Genomic DNA, 20,450 nt, shown 5'->3' on the forward strand with positions numbered 1-20,450 from the left:
AAATAAAATTTTCATCAAATAGTTGTTTAATCAAACAAATTATCAATTTCTTCATCACTAAGGTTTAAGGTTTCAAAATCTGATGAAGTAAATTCTTTTGTTTGCATTTGACAACAGGATTGGATATATATCTGTAGTCGTTCTAGATAATCTGAAAATAAATTTTCTACAAAATTCTTTTGAAAATGACTTGTACTAAATGTCACATGAATTTCTAAGTTTTTATTCTTAACCATGGCCACAATATCTAATAATGCAGTAATATGATTATCTTTTGATTGTTCACTGCCACTTTGATAATCAACAATAGTAAACCATCCATCCCCGAGAGAATTATCTATCTCTCCTAAATAGTTAAAACGAATTGTATTTTGAGTTAAATCTTTGCAAGAAGGAAACTTCTCTTTAAGAATTCCATATCCAATTCCCTTATTAGGTCTTTTACGAACCTCTTCTTTAACACTCTTTATTTGATTAGCAATATTATGCGAAACTTGTAATACAATAGGATACATTGTCGTAAACCACCCTACTGTACGTGAAATATCAAGATGCTCAAATAATTCCTCTCGACCATGGCCTTCTAACTCAAATTTAATTTGATCTTGGTTTGTATATCTACCTAAATTTTCTGTCAACACAGCAAGTAACAACTCCATTGGCTGTGTATTGTAAGGTACATTTGCAGTAGTTAATAGTTTTCTTGTATCATCTGCATTCAATGTAAAGGTAAGAGTAGTACAACTTTTAGCAGTACTATTTTCTTTTTCTCTATTAATTTTAAAATTATTATCTAGCGTGTTATCTATGGATTCCCAATAATCTAATTCAGCACGTACTAAATTAACTCCTCGATTATTTAAAGCTTCAGACCAATCTTGGAAAGAGTTAGTTTTTAATGGTAGCGATGGAACTTCTCCTAAATACAAGCTATTCAAACATCGGTTTGCATCTTCAATTAAAATACGCCAGGACACAGCATCAACAATAAGATGGTGTGCAGTTAATAACAACAACTGTTGATTATTTGAAAGCTGGAATAAGGCCCCTTTAAATAATGGTCCTACATTCAATTTTAAACTTCCTTTTAACTCTTCGCCTTTTATATGAACCTGATTCAAAGCCATTTCAATTGGAATTCCAGACAAATCAAACATGGTAACCTTAGAATCAACAATCGACATATCTTCGTCATAATAGAAGTAATCCTGCTTATCCTCATACCTTAGCCGTAACAAATCATGATGATGCATGATCGTATTTAACATCTCATTAACATATTCTTCTTTAACCGGCTTCTTCAAAGACAGTAATACCGATTGATTCCAATGATGCGGGTTTTTAAACTGTTGATCAAGGAACCAACGCATAATAGGAGTAGGCTCTACCTTTCCTGTTACCAATGTTTGTGAGACTGTAACATCTTTTTGTTTAACTAACATTGCTGCCAATTCACTTACAACTGGATAATTTAGTACATCTTTAACTCTAACTTTCCATCCCAGTTCTTGTAATCTAGCGCTCACTTGGATCGCTTTAATAGAATCTCCACCTAAATGATAAAAATTACTATGCAATTCGATTCTATCAGTCTGTAATATTTCCTTGAGAACTTCACTAACCATTCCAGTAACATCTTCATCTACTTCTTCTAAATGAGTATGGTTAGAACCGTTATTTAACATCGGATCTGGCAACGCTTGACGATCTACCTTTCCATTGATAGTAAGCGGTAGCTGATCCATATAGATAAAAAATGAAGGAATCATATAACTTGGTAGCATATGCGAAATAAAGCTGCGTATTTCTATATTTTGAACACTGTCTTTCAAAACAATGTAAGCAACTAGATGATTTGAATTATCCTCACCTTGCCAATTCACCACTACTACATCTTTAACAGACTTGTGTTGTAACAGTGCATTCTCAACTTCCCCTATTTCAATACGATATCCTTTAACTTTCACTTGAGAATCCATCCGTCCTTGATACTCAATTAATCCATTTGGCAACATGACAGCTAAGTCACCACTTCGATACATCTTCTCACTCGAAATAAATGGATTGGATAAAAAACGTTTCGCTGTTAAATCCGGACGATTTAAATAACCTTTAGCTACCCCATCACCCGATATATAAATTTCTCCTTTTACACCAATAGGAACCGGCTGAAGATTCTTATCCAATAAATATATTTGAACATTATCAGCTGGTGTACCAATTGGTACGGATGCTCTTCGATCTAGGTCTGGATCATAACGATGAATCATACATCCAACCACAGTTTCAGTTGGTCCATATTCATTAATTATTTCAACTTTACCGCTAAAAAGATCATATATCTTTTCGGCTACTGAGGTTTTCAAATCCTCTCCACCCACAATCAATCTGCGAAGAGATGAAACTCTTGGGGGTGAATAGTTATTTAACAATGCTAAATGTGAAGGCGTAACTTTCAACACTGTTACTACATTTTCCTTTAGTATTTTTGACAAAATAAACTCATCTTCATTATCATGATATATTACTAACAATAAACCACTTATTAAAGGAGTGAATATTGAAGTTACTGTTAAATCAAAAGAAACGGATGAATATAATGCAAAAACATCATTTTCACTACTAATATAGTTCTTTTTAGCCCAGGAAATATAGTTAACCAATCCACGTTGAGTGATTACAGTTCCTTTAGGATTCCCCGTGGTTCCAGAGGTATAAATTATATATATTGGATCATTTGGTGCAGTTACTAGGGTTAGATTGGCATTATCTCCTTCATAAAGTTTCTGATCACATATATTAATTTTCTCACCTAAATATTCTAAATTACCCTCATTTGTATAGTCAGTTAAAAGTAATGTTGTGCCGCTATCATTCAAAATATAACGAATTCGGTCCTCTGGGTAGGAAGGATCTATAGGCAAATATGTACCTCCAGCCTTAATAACTCCCCAAATTGCAATTACTATCTCAAGTGAATGTTTAGCTAGTATACCCACGACTTGACCATTTTTGACTCCTTTTTCTCGTAACTTTCTTGCTAACTGATTAGATTTCTTATTTAATTCAAGATACGTCATTGATCTATCAGCATGTTGAATTGCTATTTTTTCTGGTGTCTGTTTTACTTGTTCTTCAAATAATTCTTGAATAGTTTTTTCTTTCGGATACACAACAGCTGTATTGTTAAATTTCTCTAACATAAACTTTTGTTCATCATCCGATAACAAAGATAATTCTTTTATTGATTGATCTTCATTACGTATAACTTGTTCTATTAAAGCTAAAAACCTCTCATGCATACAATTGATTTGATCTTCTTCAAAATCCGCGACTTTATAATCATATTGAATTTCTAAACCTTCATCTGCCCATTCCTTAATAACTAACTGCAATGAATAGGCTTGGTAGCCACTATAAAACTCCACGTTTTCTAAAGAAAATCCATCGATAGTATTTTTAAGTTTTGTATTATAGTAATTCACACTATATTGAAATAAACCATCGTATCCTTTACTAGTCAATTGCAAGTCTTTTACCAATAAGTTATAAGGATAACGCTGGTGAAATAGACATTGTTTTATTTCATGATTTACTCTTTTAATGAAAGATAGAACACTCTCATCTTCATCCACATTTAACCGTAACGGCATTGTGCTAGTAAACATACCCACTATTTTCTTTTCTAGTACGCCGGAACGATTTAGTACAGGAGATCCAATAATTATGTCTGATTGATCATACATTTTATGAATATAAATAAGCATAAAGGTTGAAAATAATGTATTCATAGATATTCTATGTTTTTGTATAAAAGACTGTAGTGCAACCGATTTTTCTTTTTCAATTAAAAATATCTTTCGTTTCCCTTCTAGAGAATGAGATGTTTTTGATAAAAAGAAATCTGGCAGATTCATAAATTTCTCATTCCAATAATTCTTATTTTTTACGTATCGAGGGGATTCCAGATATTTCTCCTCTGCTTGTAAATAAGACAGATAAGTAGATTCAACCGTATCATTTATATGCTCATTATTCTTTAACTTAGAGTAAAAATCGATAATTTGACTCGTCATAAGTTGGATTGTCCAACCATCAGCTATAATATGATGAAACTTAACAAAATAGGAGCTTTCTACATCACTTATTTTCAAGAGCACAAATTCAAACAGAGGGCCTCCTTCAAGTGGAATTTGTTTTTGAAATTCATCCTGGGCCCATTTTCTAGCTTCTAAACTTGGATTATGATGATTTGAAAAATCAATTAAACGTATTGGTGTAGGTTCAAATGGTGATATATATTGGTGGGGTTCTCTATGTTGTTGAAAAATCCGTAGACGTAAACCATCATTTTTCTTAATGAATAATTGAATTGCTTTTTCTAAAATTGTAAAATTAATTTCCCCATTAATAAGAACCATCCCTCCGATGTTATACATAGATGTGTTTGGATAAATTTGTTCATTATACCAAACTCTTTTTTGTGGATGCGTAAGAGAATGCTTTACAATTGTTTGTTGCATATTTCCACTTCCCCTCTATCCACATCCGTTGGTGTTTCCGGAAATTGTATATTAATATAGTGAGGATAAGGATTTATATTCTCAAGATTATGTTCTAAAATTAATATTCCATTTTCGTTGCTAGTTTCCTTAAATCCAGCTAATCGATACGTAACAAACATCATACGGTTACGGTCAGTCTGTCGAAACTCAGCCAAAAAGCGTTTACCTGCCTGTTTTGTTCTTTCCATTAGATATGTGAGGAGTATAGTACCAACGCCACGGGACATTACACGACAAGACATGAGAAGAAGTTTTAGGCAGTCGGCTTCCTCCGTCCTTTTTACAAGTGTTAAACCAATCTTCCCATAGGAGCCATATTTATCTGATAACTCACAAACTAATAATAAATAATCTGGATGATTACGATAATAGTTTAATTCATCATAATCATAGGTAATACCAGTCGAATTTAATTGATTCGTACGTACTGTTAACTCCTCAGCACGCTGCAAATCTTCCTCACGAGCCTCACTAATCACAAAATTCATCCCAAGTGAAGCTAAAAATTCTTCTTTTGGGCCTTCATATTCTTCTTCATCCTTCGTTCTCTTAAGATTTTCTAAATACATCAGTCTTCGACGGCGTGAATCTTCTGTAATTCTTTTTGGTTGTAGTCGTGGCAAGTCTAATAACGACTTATATTCATTTACATGTATACACAGAATATCATTATGAACACTCTGTACTTCTTCTAATTCAAAAGGTTGGTCATCAATGAACGCAAAAGTATCAATACCTATGTTTAAATTTTTTCTAATTTTCTCAATGGAACTAGATTTAGAGTTCCAATGAATCTCTGGATATAAAAAATACTCTTCTATTCCAAATTCCCGTAATTTAGCTATTGCATCTTCGTAGTTATTTTTACTAGCAACTGATTGCAGTATTCCACGTCGATCTAATTCACATATAATTTCATAAATTCCAGGTTTTAAAGTAACTGTACCACTCTCTAATAAAACACCATCCCAAATTGTACAATCTAAGTCCCAAACAACACATTTAATTTCCTTACTCATGATAATGCCTCCTTTGTTTTATTCATTTTCACAGTTCCCATCTCCATCACTATAAGCTTATCTGCTAAATGAAAATATTGATCGTCGTGAGTAATAGCAATAATACATTTACCCTTCGCTCGCATTTGAGGTAACAATTCTTCATAAAAGAAGCGTCTATAACCAGGATCTTGATCCGCTGCCCATTCATCAAATAAAAGTATAGGTCGATCTTCCAAATACGTAACCAGCAATGCCAACCTTTTCTTTTGTCCAGTTGATAGTTGCGTAGTAGTAAAACGCCCATTCTCAATGCCAACCTTGTCACTCAGTTGGAGAAGTTCTAAATAATGATCGATTTCTACTTTCATTCCTTCTGTATTAATCCCATATAACCTATCAAAAACATGAAAATCACTAAGGATAGCTGAATAGTATTGATTCAATTCCTCTGGAGCTATTTCTTTTCCATTTAATAAAACGTTACCTTCATTAGGTTCATATAACCCAGTAATCAGTTTTGATAAAGTAGATTTTCCACTCCCATTACCACCAGCAATAAAGACTATTTCTCCAGAATTAAACTCCATGTCTATTGGACCAATACCAAAACCAGTAAAATCTCCATCTTTATTCTTATACTTATAACTTACATTTTGAAGCTGCAAACAAATTGGCACATCTAAGTACTCTTTTGTTGTCGCGATTTGCTCATTTGCCTTTATATGATCTACACTCTTCACCATTTGTTGAATACGTTGCCAAGAAATACGTACATTTACGAGCTGAGGGATACCGCCCAGTATTTCATTAACTGGACCTGTCATATACAGAAAAACAATTACATAGTTACTTATCGTCTCTTTCGGCATATTAACAAAAATTTCTGGAAATACGAAAACTACAATACCAATAACAAAAATGAATAATAGTTCTCCCAGAACAAACACATTTGCAAATTTAATATCTCCTATCGTTCGTTTAACACGATAGTTATTACAGCTTTCATTCATAACTTCTCGAAAATCGTTTCGTTTTCCAGTATGAAGCCTAAGCTCTTTGAAACCATGCCTTAGATCACCAATCAAACGAAAATATACATTCTGAATATCTCTTGTTTCATTCCAAACTTTATCTGCTTGCCGTCCGATCAGAGAATATACCCCTGCAGTAATAAAGATGATACACAAGGATAGTAAAAAGGCATACATATTCATTACACCAAGATAGAGAAAACAAAACAGTAACGTTAATAAACTTGTTCCAGCAGTAACTAATAGATTGAGAGAACGAGAGATAACTTCCGTATCGTTATTTAATGTCGCCTCTATTCGGCCCTTCTCAATCAACTCCAATTTGTAATAAGGAGTCTGTAACAACTTATCTGTTAATTCCATCCTTTTTTCATAAACTAGCTCGTTTGTATACGATACAATGCTAGTTCTAATAATACGTTGTGAAAAGACATACATAACGATTCCAAGTACAAAGTAAAACAACAAGCCATTTTCCAAATTATTCGATCTAACAAACGTTTCATTAATCACAAAAATGAGAAAGGCATTACCAAATCCTGATATTAGCCCCAAAACAATTAATGTCAAAAGCGACTTTCCCTTTTGTCTTGGAAAACACAGATTTAAGAATGTATGGATAACATAGGCCAAACCCACCCCCGCAATTGCATATATTGCAAGTACAACAGTTGAAGGAGCCCAAACTTTTATAAATGCCCACGGAAGCCCTCCAAACAAGAGATTTGGTAGTTGATAGAGTGCATAAATCATTAGCCCATATATCGCAACAACTAATACCATATGTAACCATGTTTTTCCCGTTGGTAATATAAATTTTCTTTTTCTAAAAATAATCTCTCTGATTAAATGAAATAACATGACCAATAACGTTAGTAAACACAAAGATGAGATCACAAATAAGGCTGTTCCTATTTGATCTGTTTTCTTATATTCATCATAGAGTAACGGTTTAACTTCTTTATCTATCATCATATTTAAAAGACTGCTACCAATATAGTAAGTGTAATTACTATTCAGATTTGCTAATACTACGACCCCTATCTGTTCCTCATCACGGAAACCAATATACGATGAATAATTTGGGTTACTTCCACCATGTGAAATTTCCCCTCCACCACTTTGATAGACCTCCCATCCAGCTGCATATGAAGCTCCATTGTTATCTGGGGCAACCTTTCTATTCGCTTTATGAGAATCGTTAATCAATTCCTCCGGAAACATCCTAGGCTTTTCAACCCCAAGCTGTAATTTTAACCATTTTTCCATATCATTTATATTTGAAATAAAATATCCAGCCGGTGTATTCCCCCTATAATTAGGAGCGTCATAGGGTAATGATTGTAAGAAATTACGCTTGTAACCTTGGGCCATGTTATCTAATGGGGCCATCTCACGTCCAGCGTATGTACTCAATAAATCCAACTTTGATAGCACATGATCTTGAACATATCTTTCAAATGATTGATTAGTTGCCTTCTCGATTACTAAGCCTAATAGATCGTAGTTAACCGTAGAATATTCAAAACTGCTACCCGGCTCTCGGTTTAGTCCTATTGGCATAACATTTCTAATCGTTTTCTCAATAGAATCTTTGCCATTGGTTATAGGAATATATCCAATGGCCTTTTCCGGTATTCCACTAGTATGGTGTAATAAGTCATAAAGTGTAATTTCATAAGGTTTGCCTTTATACTCCATTTCAAACCATGAAACATATTTAGTTAAAGAATCACTAAGTTTAATTTTCCCTTCTTTTTCTAGCTGCAATACAGCTAATGCCGTAAAAGCTTTTGAAGTAGAACCTAGCTCGAAAAGCGTCTCATTCGTAACTTGACGTTTTTTGTCTGTATCGGCATAGCCATAATTCTTCTTATAAATCGTTTCGTTTCCTTTTACAATTACTACTGAAAGTCCAGGAATACCCGCTTGAGATATTTGTTCTTCTATATGCTTCTGTATTTTCTTCTCATTAAACTGTACCGTTTCCTGTGCTTCCACCTGTCGATAAGGGAGTACTATTAAAGTCATTAAAATGATAAACTTCAACCATATGTTTAACTTCATATTTTTAGCCCTCTTTTAGTTAACTTGGATTAACTTTTCAATTTTCTTTTTAAATGGTTGCACAACATTTTGACCAATACGTTCAATTTCATGCTCACTAATCTGAGAAGTAATAAGAAAATAATTTGCCCCTATTTCCCAAAAATCAGTTAACGTCGAGATGACTTCCTCATAGCTACCAACTATAGAAATTGAATTAGATGGGTTAACTAAACTTAGACCTCCCCAAAGATGATCATCTATCCACATGCTATCTTTTGTAATTAAATCTTTGTATCGGCGAAGTCCAACAGAATCTGCATTATCTAAAAATAGCTTAGTCATCCTCTTTAAGGCTGCTGGTGTTCTCTCAAGTAATTCATATGCCTCTTCATATGCTTCTTCTGAAGTCTCACGAGCAATGATGTCTACTAAAATAGCACCTGGAATTTTCTCGCGCCCATATTGCTTAGCGTAATTATTAACTGTTTGATAGTGTTCTCTAAGACTTTTGCGGTCTGTTGCATAAAGTATATAAGCATCACCATACTCTGCAGCTATTCTCATTGCCTCCTCGGAGGACCCCGCTACAAAGTAGCGGGCACTTCGAGAGAGATCTTCCTTTGGATAAATATCACTATTTTCTACTTGATAAAACTCACCTTTATAGCTAGTTACTCCTCGTCTTAATTGTTGTAACAGCTCAATATATTCTTTTGTCCTAGCATATCGAACATGGTGCGGTTCTGGTAATCCATCACGCGCAAGGACAAGCGAGGCACTACCAGTTACAATGTTAATATCTGCACGATTACCAATTAAACTATTTAAAGTATTCAATGCTTTTGCTGTTACAGTAGGAAGCATCTGGTTTGTATTTTGCGCAACCAAAATCTTTACAAACTCCGTATTCATTCCAATCATAGACGCTGCTATCATTGGATCAACAGATGTTGGTGCAATCGAAACCAATACCGAGTCAAAGTTATTCTTCTCGGCTCTTTTAGCTTGATTAACATATTCCTCTAGAAGTTCTTTTGTTTGTGGCGTTGGAATAACAGGTAATCCCCAGCAAAACTCAACTTTTGACGGAACTACTTCTTTATTAATCATGTTGTTCCCCTCCCTTTACTACTTTCTACTTTTTAAAGCAGATAATGTATTTTTCATAACCGATTTCGCTTTCAATAACTCTTTTTTATTTGTTAAATTGTTATTTACTTCTTGATTACTTAAATATTTAGCAAGAGATTTAATTGACGTATGCTCATAAAGAACAACTATAGGTAAGTCTCGTTTAAAAGCTTCTTTTAATTTCACATTAATACGAACAAGATCTAAAGAACTCATTCCTAGATCGAAGAAATTATCGTAAATTCCTATTTCTTCAATTCCAAACATATCTTTTAATAATTCGTATAATTGTTGTTCAATTTCATTAGTTGGTGGTCTATACGTTGTGGAAACATCTGAACGATTCTGCTTTAATCTATTCTTACTTCCTTTTTCCAATAGTTCATTATAATAGTTGGCACCATTTAAAAGTTTCCAATGTAAATCTATTGGAGAAACCACAACTTGTTGTTGATTTCTATTGATAATACTACGGAATACCTTTAAGCCCTCTTCTACAGTTACACCATCATGTAATACACTTTCCATATCCATATTAAATTGCTTTGCCCATATTTCAGCAGACTTAAGTGACATACCCACCTCTTGCCAATCTGGCCAGTTAATAGCTACAGTGAACACTCCATCATGAGCCCGCTTATAAAACGCAAATGCATCTAAAAATTCATTCGCTGCATTATAACCACTCTGACCAAATTTCATATGATACGCCACATTACCAATTGATGAACATAGTACAAAGAAATCAATTGGTTCATCTTTTAATAAAGCATCGAGTACTAGTGTACCTTTAATTTTCGGAGCTAAAATTTTATTATTAGATTCTTTTTCACGATTCATCATAATACCTAGATAATCAGCGACACCTGCTGCATGAATTACACCATTAATAGAACCAAAACGAGATTTAGCCTTTTCAATTGCCTGTTTCATATCATCTTGATTGGAAACATCAGAACTTAGTATCATGTATTCTGCACCTTGAGACTCCATCGTCAACAAATCAGAAATAACTCGGCTTACACGCTCGTCTTTATTTTCTAGGTACTGTTCCCATTGATTACGAGGCGGGAACTCTGAGCGGCCAATCAATATAAGTTTGACATTTGGTACTCTATTAGCTAAATCTTTTGCAATTTCAAATCCAATTCCACCAAGTCCACCAGTAATTAGATAGACGCCACTCTCTCGTAATCTATCAATTTCTACATCTTCTTCCTCAAAAGGACTTTGAATAATCGTTTGCGCCCATCGATGACGTCCTCGATAAGCTACAACTATATCAGTAGAATCCACAAAACTCTCCATTAAACCCGCTTCTTCAAACATTTGTTGAGAATCTGTATCCATATCAATGGTACGACATTTTATATTTTGAAACTCAAGATTGCATATTTTTGAAAAGCCTAGAATTGTAGCTTGCTCTGGTTTTAAATTCAGCTCTGTACCTGTAACTTCGAACATACGGTCAGTAAAGATATTTAACTGTAATGCTCCCTCATAATTAATTTTCCCAATTGTTTGTGCAATATAAAGTAACGAATAATATCCTTCATCCATTGATCGTTCAATTCTCTCTTGATCGAGAATAACCTCATTAACTGGATTAAAGCTCCAAGCATGTATAATCTTATTTGGTAATAAATCTTTTTGTTCTAATTCTGAAAATAGCATTTCATAATGCATTTTTTGAGATGGACATATCGTATATAAACCGTCGGATTTTTCAGAGAAAATACCACCTGTTTTAACTTCAATTACATCATGACCTTCTCTTTTTAATTTTTCTATTAGTCGATTGAATCGATTTAGATGATCATTGAAAATAAGCCATTTATATTTTTGTTCTTTCTTTATTTGTATAGATTTTAATGTTTTGCGTTCCCAAGAAGGCAAATAAAACCAGTCTTTAATATTAGCCTGTTTATTATGGCCTCTTGTTTCCTGAGTTAAACTCTGAGATTGTGTATTAAAAAATGGATCAGCTTTAAATCGTTTTTTCATGAAAGGATACGTTGGTAAATCTAATAACCTTTTATTTTCACTGTTATTAAAAGTATTCCAATTTATAGTTCCACCTTGCATCCATAACCGTCCCATTTGCTTGCATAAAAGCTCGAAGTCATTTGATTTATCCAGAGGATGACGCAACATGTTTAAAGCCAATTGATCTTTACTTCTATTTAAATGTTTTAATACAAAAGTTGATAATGCATTACCTGGGCCAATCTCAAGGCAAATTACATTTTTTAAATGAAAAATTTCAGATAATCCCTTTGAAAATTGAACAGTACTTCGTAGATGCTGTGCCCAATAAGAAGGTGATGCGGCTTGATTTGCTGTAATCATTTCACCTGTAACATTAGATATATAAGGTATTTTAGGACTTGATAATTTTATATTTCCTACAGCTTGCTCAAATGAATCTAGAACTTCATCCATCATTCGAGAATGGAAAGCATGCGAAGTAAATAGACGCGTTGTCTTTACTCCATGATTTAAAAGTAATTCCTCAATTTTATTGATTGAAAGTACAGTACCAGAAATTACTGAATGTTGAGAGGAATTTACAGCCGCTATATCTACATCATCTGTTATATAGGTTTGTAATTCTTCAACAGATAAATTTACACTTAGCATAGCGCCTTCTGATACGCTATTCATTAACTTCCCTCTAATCATTACTAAATGTAATGCATCTTCATAAGACATTACTTCTGCTAAACAAGCTGCTACAAACTCACCAATACTATGGCCAAACATTACCCTTGGATAAACACCCCAATTCATTAGAAGCTTGGCTAATGCATATTCAATAGTGAATAGTAGAGGTTGCGTCATTGAAGTTCTATTTAACTGTTCAGTTGCTTTATCCTCTGTCTCCTTTGTAGGATACAAAATATTTTTCATGTCTATATCTAGCCAATTTGAGAGTAAGGCTAAACCTTGATCAACGTGTTCACGAAATACAGGTTCATTTTCATATAAATCTCTACCCATATTGATATACTGTGATCCTTGCCCTGAAAAAAGAAAGGCTAAAGGTCTACTCTCCATTGCGTTTGTTTTCTCTAGTCCTGTATCAACAAGTTTTTCTATGGCATCCTCTATTCCATTAGCAACTACAGCAGTTCTATATGGAAATTCACGACGACCTTTTTGTAATGTATAAGCTGTATCAGATAGTGATATCTCTGGATTCTCCTTCAAATACACTAATAGATCGTTAGTAGCTTTATCTAAAGATTCCTCTGTTTTTGCTGAAACAGTTAATAAGTTCCAAGATTGTTTTTCAAAATTCTTAGCATTGTCAGGAACAGACTCTAACACTATATGTGCATTAGTTCCACCCATCCCAAACGAACTAACACCTGCTCTTCTTACCTCTTCTTTCCATGGGATAAGTTCCGTATTTACACGAAACGGATTTTTCCCAAAATCAATGCTAGGGTTTGGGTTATTATAATGAAGGCTCGGCGGAATTTTCTTGTTTTTCAAAGCTAAGACCGTCTTTATAAATCCTCCGACTCCTGCTGCAGCATCTAAATGTCCAATGTTCGTCTTCACTGATCCAATTAAAACTCTACCTGGTTCTTGCTTACCAAAAGCTAACTTCAATGCTTCTACTTCTATAGGATCACCTAGTTGCGTACCAGTACCATGAGTTTCTATATATGAGATTTCTTCAGGCTTAACACCAGCTATTTTATGAGCCGATTTTATAACAGCAGCTTGTCCATCAACCCCTGGCGCTGTAAATCCAGCCTTATTGGACCCATCATTGTTTACTGCAGCTCCTTTAATAACTCCATGTATTAAATTTCCATCTCGAAGAGCGTCCTCTAACCTTTTCAGTACTACAATACCAGCACCATTTCCACCCACTGTTCCTTGCGCATCCTTATCAAAAGCACGACAATGACCATCTGGTGAGAAAATCATACCATCTTCATATAAATATCCTGTTTTCGTTGGATAAGTTATACTTACTCCCCCGGCCAAGGCTATATCGCATCGTCCATCGATAAGATCTGCCCATGCATTTTGAATAGCAACTAAGGAGGTAGAACAAGCAGTTTGTACTGTAATCGCTGGTCCTTTTAGATTTAATTTATAAGCCAATCGAGTAGCAAAGAAATCTTTTTCGTTTAACAACATTGCTTGGAAATCTTCTAATGTATTAGAAGATTCACTAGCAATAGAACGAAGCCAGTGGAAATTTGGTGATCCTCCAACATAAACTCCTGTATTCATATGAGAAGAATTAACCTCACCTGCTTGTTCTAGTGCTTCCCATGCGCATTCATGAAGTATACGCAGTTGTGGATCCATCATTTCAGCTTCTTTTAGACTGTAATCAAAAAATTCATTATCAAATGCATCTACATCTTCTAAATACCCTTTAGATTTTATATAATTAGGTTTTTGAATCACTTCTTTTGGTATGCCCATCTCACTAAGTTCTTCATCTGTAAATGTACGAATGGATTCTATCCCTTTTTCTAAGTTTGACCAGAATTGCTTAAGATTAGATGCACCTGGCATACGAACCGCCATACCAACCACTGCTACATCATTTTTATTCATAGATAAAAGATTTTCTTTCTTAACTTCTTCAGGATGGTGGTCCATATCATTATCACTTCTAAAGTAGGAAGCTTGATCATGAACCGTTGGGTATCGGAATAACATAGGCATTGTAAGTTCTTTTTCAAACTTGCTTCGTAAACGAGAGAACAATCGAACCATTTTTAAGGAGTTCCCTCCAACATCAAAGAAATTATCATACAATCCTACTTTTTCTACCCCCAAAACTTCCTTCCAAACATCAGCTACTGTTGTTTCAAGCTCATCTAGCAAATCATTTGGTTGTACTAACTTAGTAGGCTTAGGTAAAGCACGACGATTAACTTTTCCATTCGTAGTTAATGGCATTTCACTTAAAAGCACAAAACACATAGGTATCATATACGAAGGTATTTTGTCAGTAAGATAATAACGTAATTCATTTTGAGATATATCTTGATCAGTTAGTATATAAGCACACAGTTCTTGCTCCTCTCCAAAAGCAATAGATAAAACTACCGCTTCCTTCACATCCGCATGCTGTTGTAAATGATGTTCTATTTCCCCTGTTTCGATTCGATAACCACGTATCTTCACTTGATGATCACTACGACCTATATACTCCATCTCGCCATTTTCAAGAATACGAACTAAATCTCCTGATCTATATAATCTTTCACTTGGATTATAAGGATTCTGTATAAAACGTTCACTGTTTAGTTCAGGACGATTTAGATATCCCCGCGCAACTCCATATCCTCCAACATAAAGTTCCCCTTGCATTCCCTTAGGTGTAGGATTCATATGTTTGTCAAATACATAGCACGAATACGTAGGAAGAGGCACGCCTATAGCACTAAGATTACTGTGCATTTCTTTTTCTCCAATTTCCTTATAAGTAACATGTACTGTCGTCTCAGTTATTCCATACATATTTACTATGACCGTATTAGGTGAACGCTTAAACCAACTTTGCAGTAAACCTGGCTTCAGCATTTCCCCTCCAAATGTAATTAACCTAATTTTAAAAGTGAGTTTAGGCATCTCTTCAACTACTTGTTGAAAAACATAGAATGCAGATGGAGTTTGATTCAATACCGTTACTCCCTCATCTGCAATCAACTGAGCAAGTTTATACGTATCACGGATTGTTTCTTTTGTTGCCAGGACAAGACGTCCACCATAAGTAAGTGATCCAAATATCTCCCAAACTGACATATCAAAACAGAAAGAATGAAATAGTAACCACACATCATTACTAGAGAATTTAAAACTATTTGGTTGATGCATGACAAGTTGTATTACATTACTATGTTCAATCATAACCCCTTTAGGACGTCCTGTTGTTCCAGAAGTATAAATGACATATGCTAAATTATTTGGGGCAACATCTACTCTCTCGAAATCTTGCATCGGTGTCTCATTAAGTTCTTCAATAAAAAGCATTGTGCTATCAAATTTAACTTTATCCTCAAATAAATTTGAGGTTATTATTACATTTGAACCACTATCTTGAAGAATAAAATCAATTCGTTCCTGAGGATAATCAGGATCAATTGGAACATAAGCCCCACCTGCTTTTAAAATACCAAGTAGAGAGATAATCATATTAAATGAGTAATCCAACATTACAACTACTGGAGAATCTAAAGTTACACCTTCTTTTAAAAGAGCAAATGCCACTTTATCCGCACGCTCATTCAACTCTCCATAAGTCATCTCACTATTCTCAAATGTAAGTGCTACTCTCTCAGGATGCTTTTCAGCTTGCATCTCAATTAATTGATGAAGTGTTGTGTGTGGGAATGTAGCACTTTGATTTTGACCACCTTGAAGCAAAAACTTTTCTTCTGCCTCATCTAACATTTTAAGAGTTTGTATTGGTTGTCCTTCATCTAAAAGCATTGAATCTAATAGCTGTATAAAATGGTTAGTTATACTGATAATAATAGATTCATCAAATACATCTTCAGGCCACATCATTGCAAGTTTAATAGAATCGAAACACTCTATTGAGACGGTTAAATCATAGTTGGTCATTTCATTTACTTCATAACCTGAAATTCTTACACTTTCATCAATTTCTTTCAGCTTTTCTATATCAAGAGGATAATTCTCAACTACCATAATAGTGTCGAATGACACGTTTAAATCAACAATTGGAGTCGTTTCATATTCAGTTCTTCTTTGGACATCACTTTGAATTCTTTGTAAAAGATCTGAAACAGTCATTCTCCCATCAGCACTTACACGAAGTGGTGGTGTATTTATAAATAAACCTACCATTTCACTCAGACCGTGCATTGGAATTGAACGCCCGGATACTGTTGTACCGAATATTACGTCCTCTGAATTTTTGTACCTTTGTAATAATAGACCCCAGGCTGTATAGAATAATGTAGCCAATGTTACACCTTGATTACTTGCAAAACTTCGAAATCTATCACTTAGCTCTTTATCTATCTCTTTTACATATGTTTTTGCTTTTTTTAGTTGATTAGAATTTTTATTGGATAAATTTATTTGTTCAGTTAATTCATTTAAATATTGTTCCCAAAAAAGCTTTTGTTTTGATTTATCTTGTTTTTGTTGCCATAGTATATATTCTTTAAATTTCTTTTTATTTATAGATGATGGTACATCTCCCTTTATTAACTCTCGATATACCTTAATAAACTCTTGTAAAATAATACTATTACTCCAACCATCAAACAAAATATGATGATGACGTAAAACCATTTCATATTCGCCTTCGTTCAAGTGGCATAGTTCAATAGAAAAGGGAACTGTTTGTAAATCAAAGCTTTCTATATCATTAGAGACTTTACCATCACTATATATAATGTTCGGAGTATGCTCTTTTAGTATAAGTTGTACAGGTTGTTTAACTTTTTCCCATCGAAAAATTGTACGCAGCATTTCATTTTCCCGCGTTACATAATTCCACGCCTCTTCAAACTTTGGAATATTAATTTTTCCAGTTAAGCAAAGTCGAAGTTCTTCATGATATAGCTTTCCTTCGGGTTCTTTCAAATAATGATAAAGAATACCTTCCTGCACTGGTGTAAGGGCGATTACATCTTCAATATCTTCTTTATGAATCTTTACTGCTTTCCTCATTAACAGAACCTCCTACAAGTGTGGTATGGTGTGAATATTTATCGGAACCTAATAAGGCAAGTACTTTTCTATCTATCTTTCCGCTATCCGTTAATGGCATTTCATTTACACGTACAAAACTGTTAGGTATCATATAATCTGGTAAAAATAAGCGTAGATATTTTTTTAACCTCTCTAACTCAATATCATTTTCTGACTCATAGAAAGCTATTAACTTAACTACCATCTCAGATTCTTGTCTTACAATTACCGCACATTGTAAAACTCCTTCACAAGACATTAAACACGATTCTATTTCCCCTAACTCAATACGAAGCCCATTAACTTTAACTTGAAAATCAATTCTTCCATGAAACTCAATATTTCCATCCGATCTTATTAAAGCTAAGTCACCGGTTTTATATATACGGGTATCAAGGGAATATTGTACAAACTTTTCTGCCGTTAATTGCGGCCTATTTACATATCCACGTGCTAATCCTATACCTGAGATACATAATTCTCCTATATGGCCTTCCGGAAGTTTATTACCATATTTATCAACAACAAACATCTCAATATTCTTAATTGGTCGCCCTATTGGAACGCTCCCTTCTGTAATCTCATATGTCGGACAATCATAAGCAGTCACATCAATGGTTGCTTCAGTAGGTCCGTACAGATTAGTAAGAAGTGTATCATTAGAGAAATTTAGCAGCTTGTTAAAACGGTTTACATGTTGAGATAGTAGTGCCTCACCACTAACAAATACTTGTTTCAACGATTTTATTCGGTTAGTTTCACCTGTCACATCAAGATAGTGTAAAAATGCACTTAACATAGATGGTACAAAATGCATAATTGTCACGTCATTACTTTCAGTTGTCTCAATAATAGCCTGTGGAAACTTCTCCATCCCTGGCGCAAGAATACATACTTTGGCTCCAACTATGGACCACCAGAACATTTCCCATACGGATACATCAAATGTATAAGGGGTCTTTTGTAATATAGTATCCTTTGAACTAATTGGATAAGCCTCTTGCATCCACTCAATTCGATTTATCAAGGCCGAATGCTCAATCATAACACCCTTAGGTTTCCCGGTTGAACCGGAAGTGTATATTACGTACACAAGATCAGAGGGTTTGTTAATACACTCTAGATTTTCACTCTTTCCTTCATAGGAAATCGAATCTAAAGCCAACATATCAGCTTTCAAACTATCTTGAAAACGATGTAGGATTTGCTTTTGCGTAAGTATTAATTTAGCACCGCTATCTTCTATAATGAATTGTAATCGTGATGATGGATGATTCGGGGAAAGCGGAAGATATGCTCCGCCCGCTTTCAATATCCCGAAAATTCCGACAACCATTTCGATAGATCGCTCTACCATAATACCTACAACTGTATCTGGACCAACTCCACCTTCACGTAAAAGACGAGCTAATTGGTTACTTTTTTCATTTAATTCCTTATAGGTTAATGTTTCTTTTTTAAAGATAACAGCAACCTCATCTGGCGTACGGACTACTTGTTCTTCAAACAGCTTTTGTATACATGTACTCATCCGGGTTGTATCACTCCTTTAGTTACAGGTATTTTTTCAATGGCACGTTTCGCTTTTTTAGCAAATCCCTTACCAAGTAATAGCTGATGAATCTGATTACTCCCCTCAACGATCTCCATTGTTTTAGAATCTCTAAAACACCTTGATATTGAATAATTATCATTACAACCAAGTGCTCCCATAATCTGTACAGCATTCGTTGAATGCCTTGTACCTGAGCGCGATGCAAAATATTTTGCAATCATAATCTTTTCAGTAGCATCAGCTCGATGTTCATTTTTGGCCTTACAAGCTTCTAAACTAAGGAGTATAGAAGCTTCTAAATCTACTCCCATATCCGTAACCATATGTGAAATCATGCCATGATCAATTAGAGAGTTACCAAATGCGCTTCTATGTAATACATGATTCCCACAGATTTCTAAACAAGTACGTAATACACCAAGAGCAGCAAAGGCAATTGAAATACGCCCAAATTCTAAAGCATACGGTGCAAGGTAAGTAAAAGCAAATCCTGGTCTACCAATGATATTTTCTAAAGGTATTTCTACATTATTGAATTCAATTTCTGCCAAATATGCAGCTTTAAATCCAAGCATGTCTCTTATATGAGTAACATTTACACCCACACTATCTTTTGGTACTAAACAGGCAATTGGTTGTTCACCATTTAGTTTTCCAAATACCAAAAACACATCAGCAGCTGCACCAAAAGTGATCCACTTCTTCACTCCATTAAGTATTAATTTATCCCCGTGTTGATCGAAGTTCGTTTTAATCATATTTAAATCTGATCCTGCTCCAGGTTCAGTAAGAGCTAATGCAGCTATTTGATTACCAGATGCAAGTAATGGTAACCACTGATTTTTTTGATTTTCTGTTCCCCATTTTAAAATCGTTTCTGTTACCATCGTATGGACATTAAATAATCCCGAAAGAGAGACACTACCTCTTGCTATCGCTTCAGTAAATAACCCATACGTTACATAATCCCACTCTAATCCACCATACTCTGCTGGAAGAGTTCCACCTAAATAACCATTTTTAGCACAAGTCTTTATAATATCTGATGGAATGCCTTGTTCAATCTCCCACCTATTAGCATGAGGTTCTATATTTTCACAAACAAAATCCAAAAAATTCTGATACATTTTATGTTGAGATGGCTCTAAGTATTGTTTCATGTCCATTACCGAACCATTTGCTTATTTCTTATAAAATTACCAATAGAATTTACAGACTTATAGTTATCCATATCTAAGTCATCCATAGTTACCTTTATGGCAAATTCTTTTTCAAGAAAAGTCATCAATTGGATTGCAAATAAAGAATTAACTAATCCTTCTTCAAAAATCTCAGTATCATCATTAAATTCAATACCTACATGATCTTGAATATACATATGAATAATTTGTTCCAAATTTTTATCTTGCAT

The 20,450-nt window shown here is 34.3% G+C and carries 8 protein-coding genes; all 8 read right to left on the bottom strand.

What is annotated here, in order from left to right:
* Positions 1–26: 26 nt before the first annotated feature.
* The 8 genes from MR170_RS05115 to MR170_RS05150 are packed head-to-tail and all read right to left on the bottom strand — an operon-like array spanning position 27 to position 20,450.
* Positions 27–4,523: an amino acid adenylation domain-containing protein gene (locus MR170_RS05115; protein WP_242307471.1), complete on the bottom strand. Its 4,497-nt coding sequence runs from the start codon at positions 4,521–4,523 to the stop codon at positions 27–29.
* Positions 4,505–5,584, bottom strand: coding sequence for an HAD-IIIC family phosphatase (locus tag MR170_RS05120; protein ID WP_000031545.1), 1,080 nt, complete (start codon positions 5,582–5,584; stop codon positions 4,505–4,507). The genes MR170_RS05115 and MR170_RS05120 overlap by 19 nt, the downstream gene beginning before the upstream one ends.
* The gene (locus MR170_RS05125) at positions 5,581–8,664 is read right to left on the bottom strand and encodes a cyclic peptide export ABC transporter (protein WP_242307476.1); all 3,084 of its coding nucleotides are present in this window, start codon (positions 8,662–8,664) and stop codon (positions 5,581–5,583) included. The genes MR170_RS05120 and MR170_RS05125 overlap by 4 nt, the downstream gene beginning before the upstream one ends.
* Before the next feature lie 15 nt (positions 8,665–8,679).
* Positions 8,680–9,756 (bottom strand): LLM class flavin-dependent oxidoreductase, encoded by a 1,077-nt coding sequence (locus MR170_RS05130; RefSeq protein ID WP_000608545.1) that lies wholly within the window; start codon positions 9,754–9,756, stop codon positions 8,680–8,682.
* A gap of 18 nt (positions 9,757–9,774) precedes the next feature.
* Complete coding sequence (locus tag MR170_RS05135; RefSeq protein ID WP_242307477.1) at positions 9,775–17,463, bottom strand: non-ribosomal peptide synthetase/type I polyketide synthase; 7,689 nt, start codon at positions 17,461–17,463, stop codon at positions 9,775–9,777.
* A complete protein-coding gene (gene zmaJ, locus MR170_RS05140; protein WP_242307479.1) occupies positions 17,438–19,015 on the bottom strand; it encodes a zwittermicin A synthase ZmaJ in 1,578 nt (525 codons plus the stop codon). Before zmaJ ends, MR170_RS05135 begins: the two co-directional genes overlap by 26 nt.
* Positions 19,012–20,205, bottom strand: a complete 1,194-nt coding sequence (locus tag MR170_RS05145) for an acyl-CoA dehydrogenase family protein (RefSeq protein WP_242307482.1) — start codon at positions 20,203–20,205, stop codon at positions 19,012–19,014. The genes zmaJ and MR170_RS05145 overlap by 4 nt, the downstream gene beginning before the upstream one ends.
* Entirely contained in the window at positions 20,205–20,450 is a 246-nt protein-coding gene (locus MR170_RS05150) for an acyl carrier protein (RefSeq protein ID WP_001152970.1), read from the bottom strand. The genes MR170_RS05145 and MR170_RS05150 overlap by 1 nt, the downstream gene beginning before the upstream one ends.

The organism is Bacillus cereus group sp. BfR-BA-01524 (assembly GCF_022662595.1).
Taxonomy (GTDB): Bacteria; Bacillota; Bacilli; order Bacillales; family Bacillaceae_G; genus Bacillus_A; species Bacillus_A thuringiensis_S.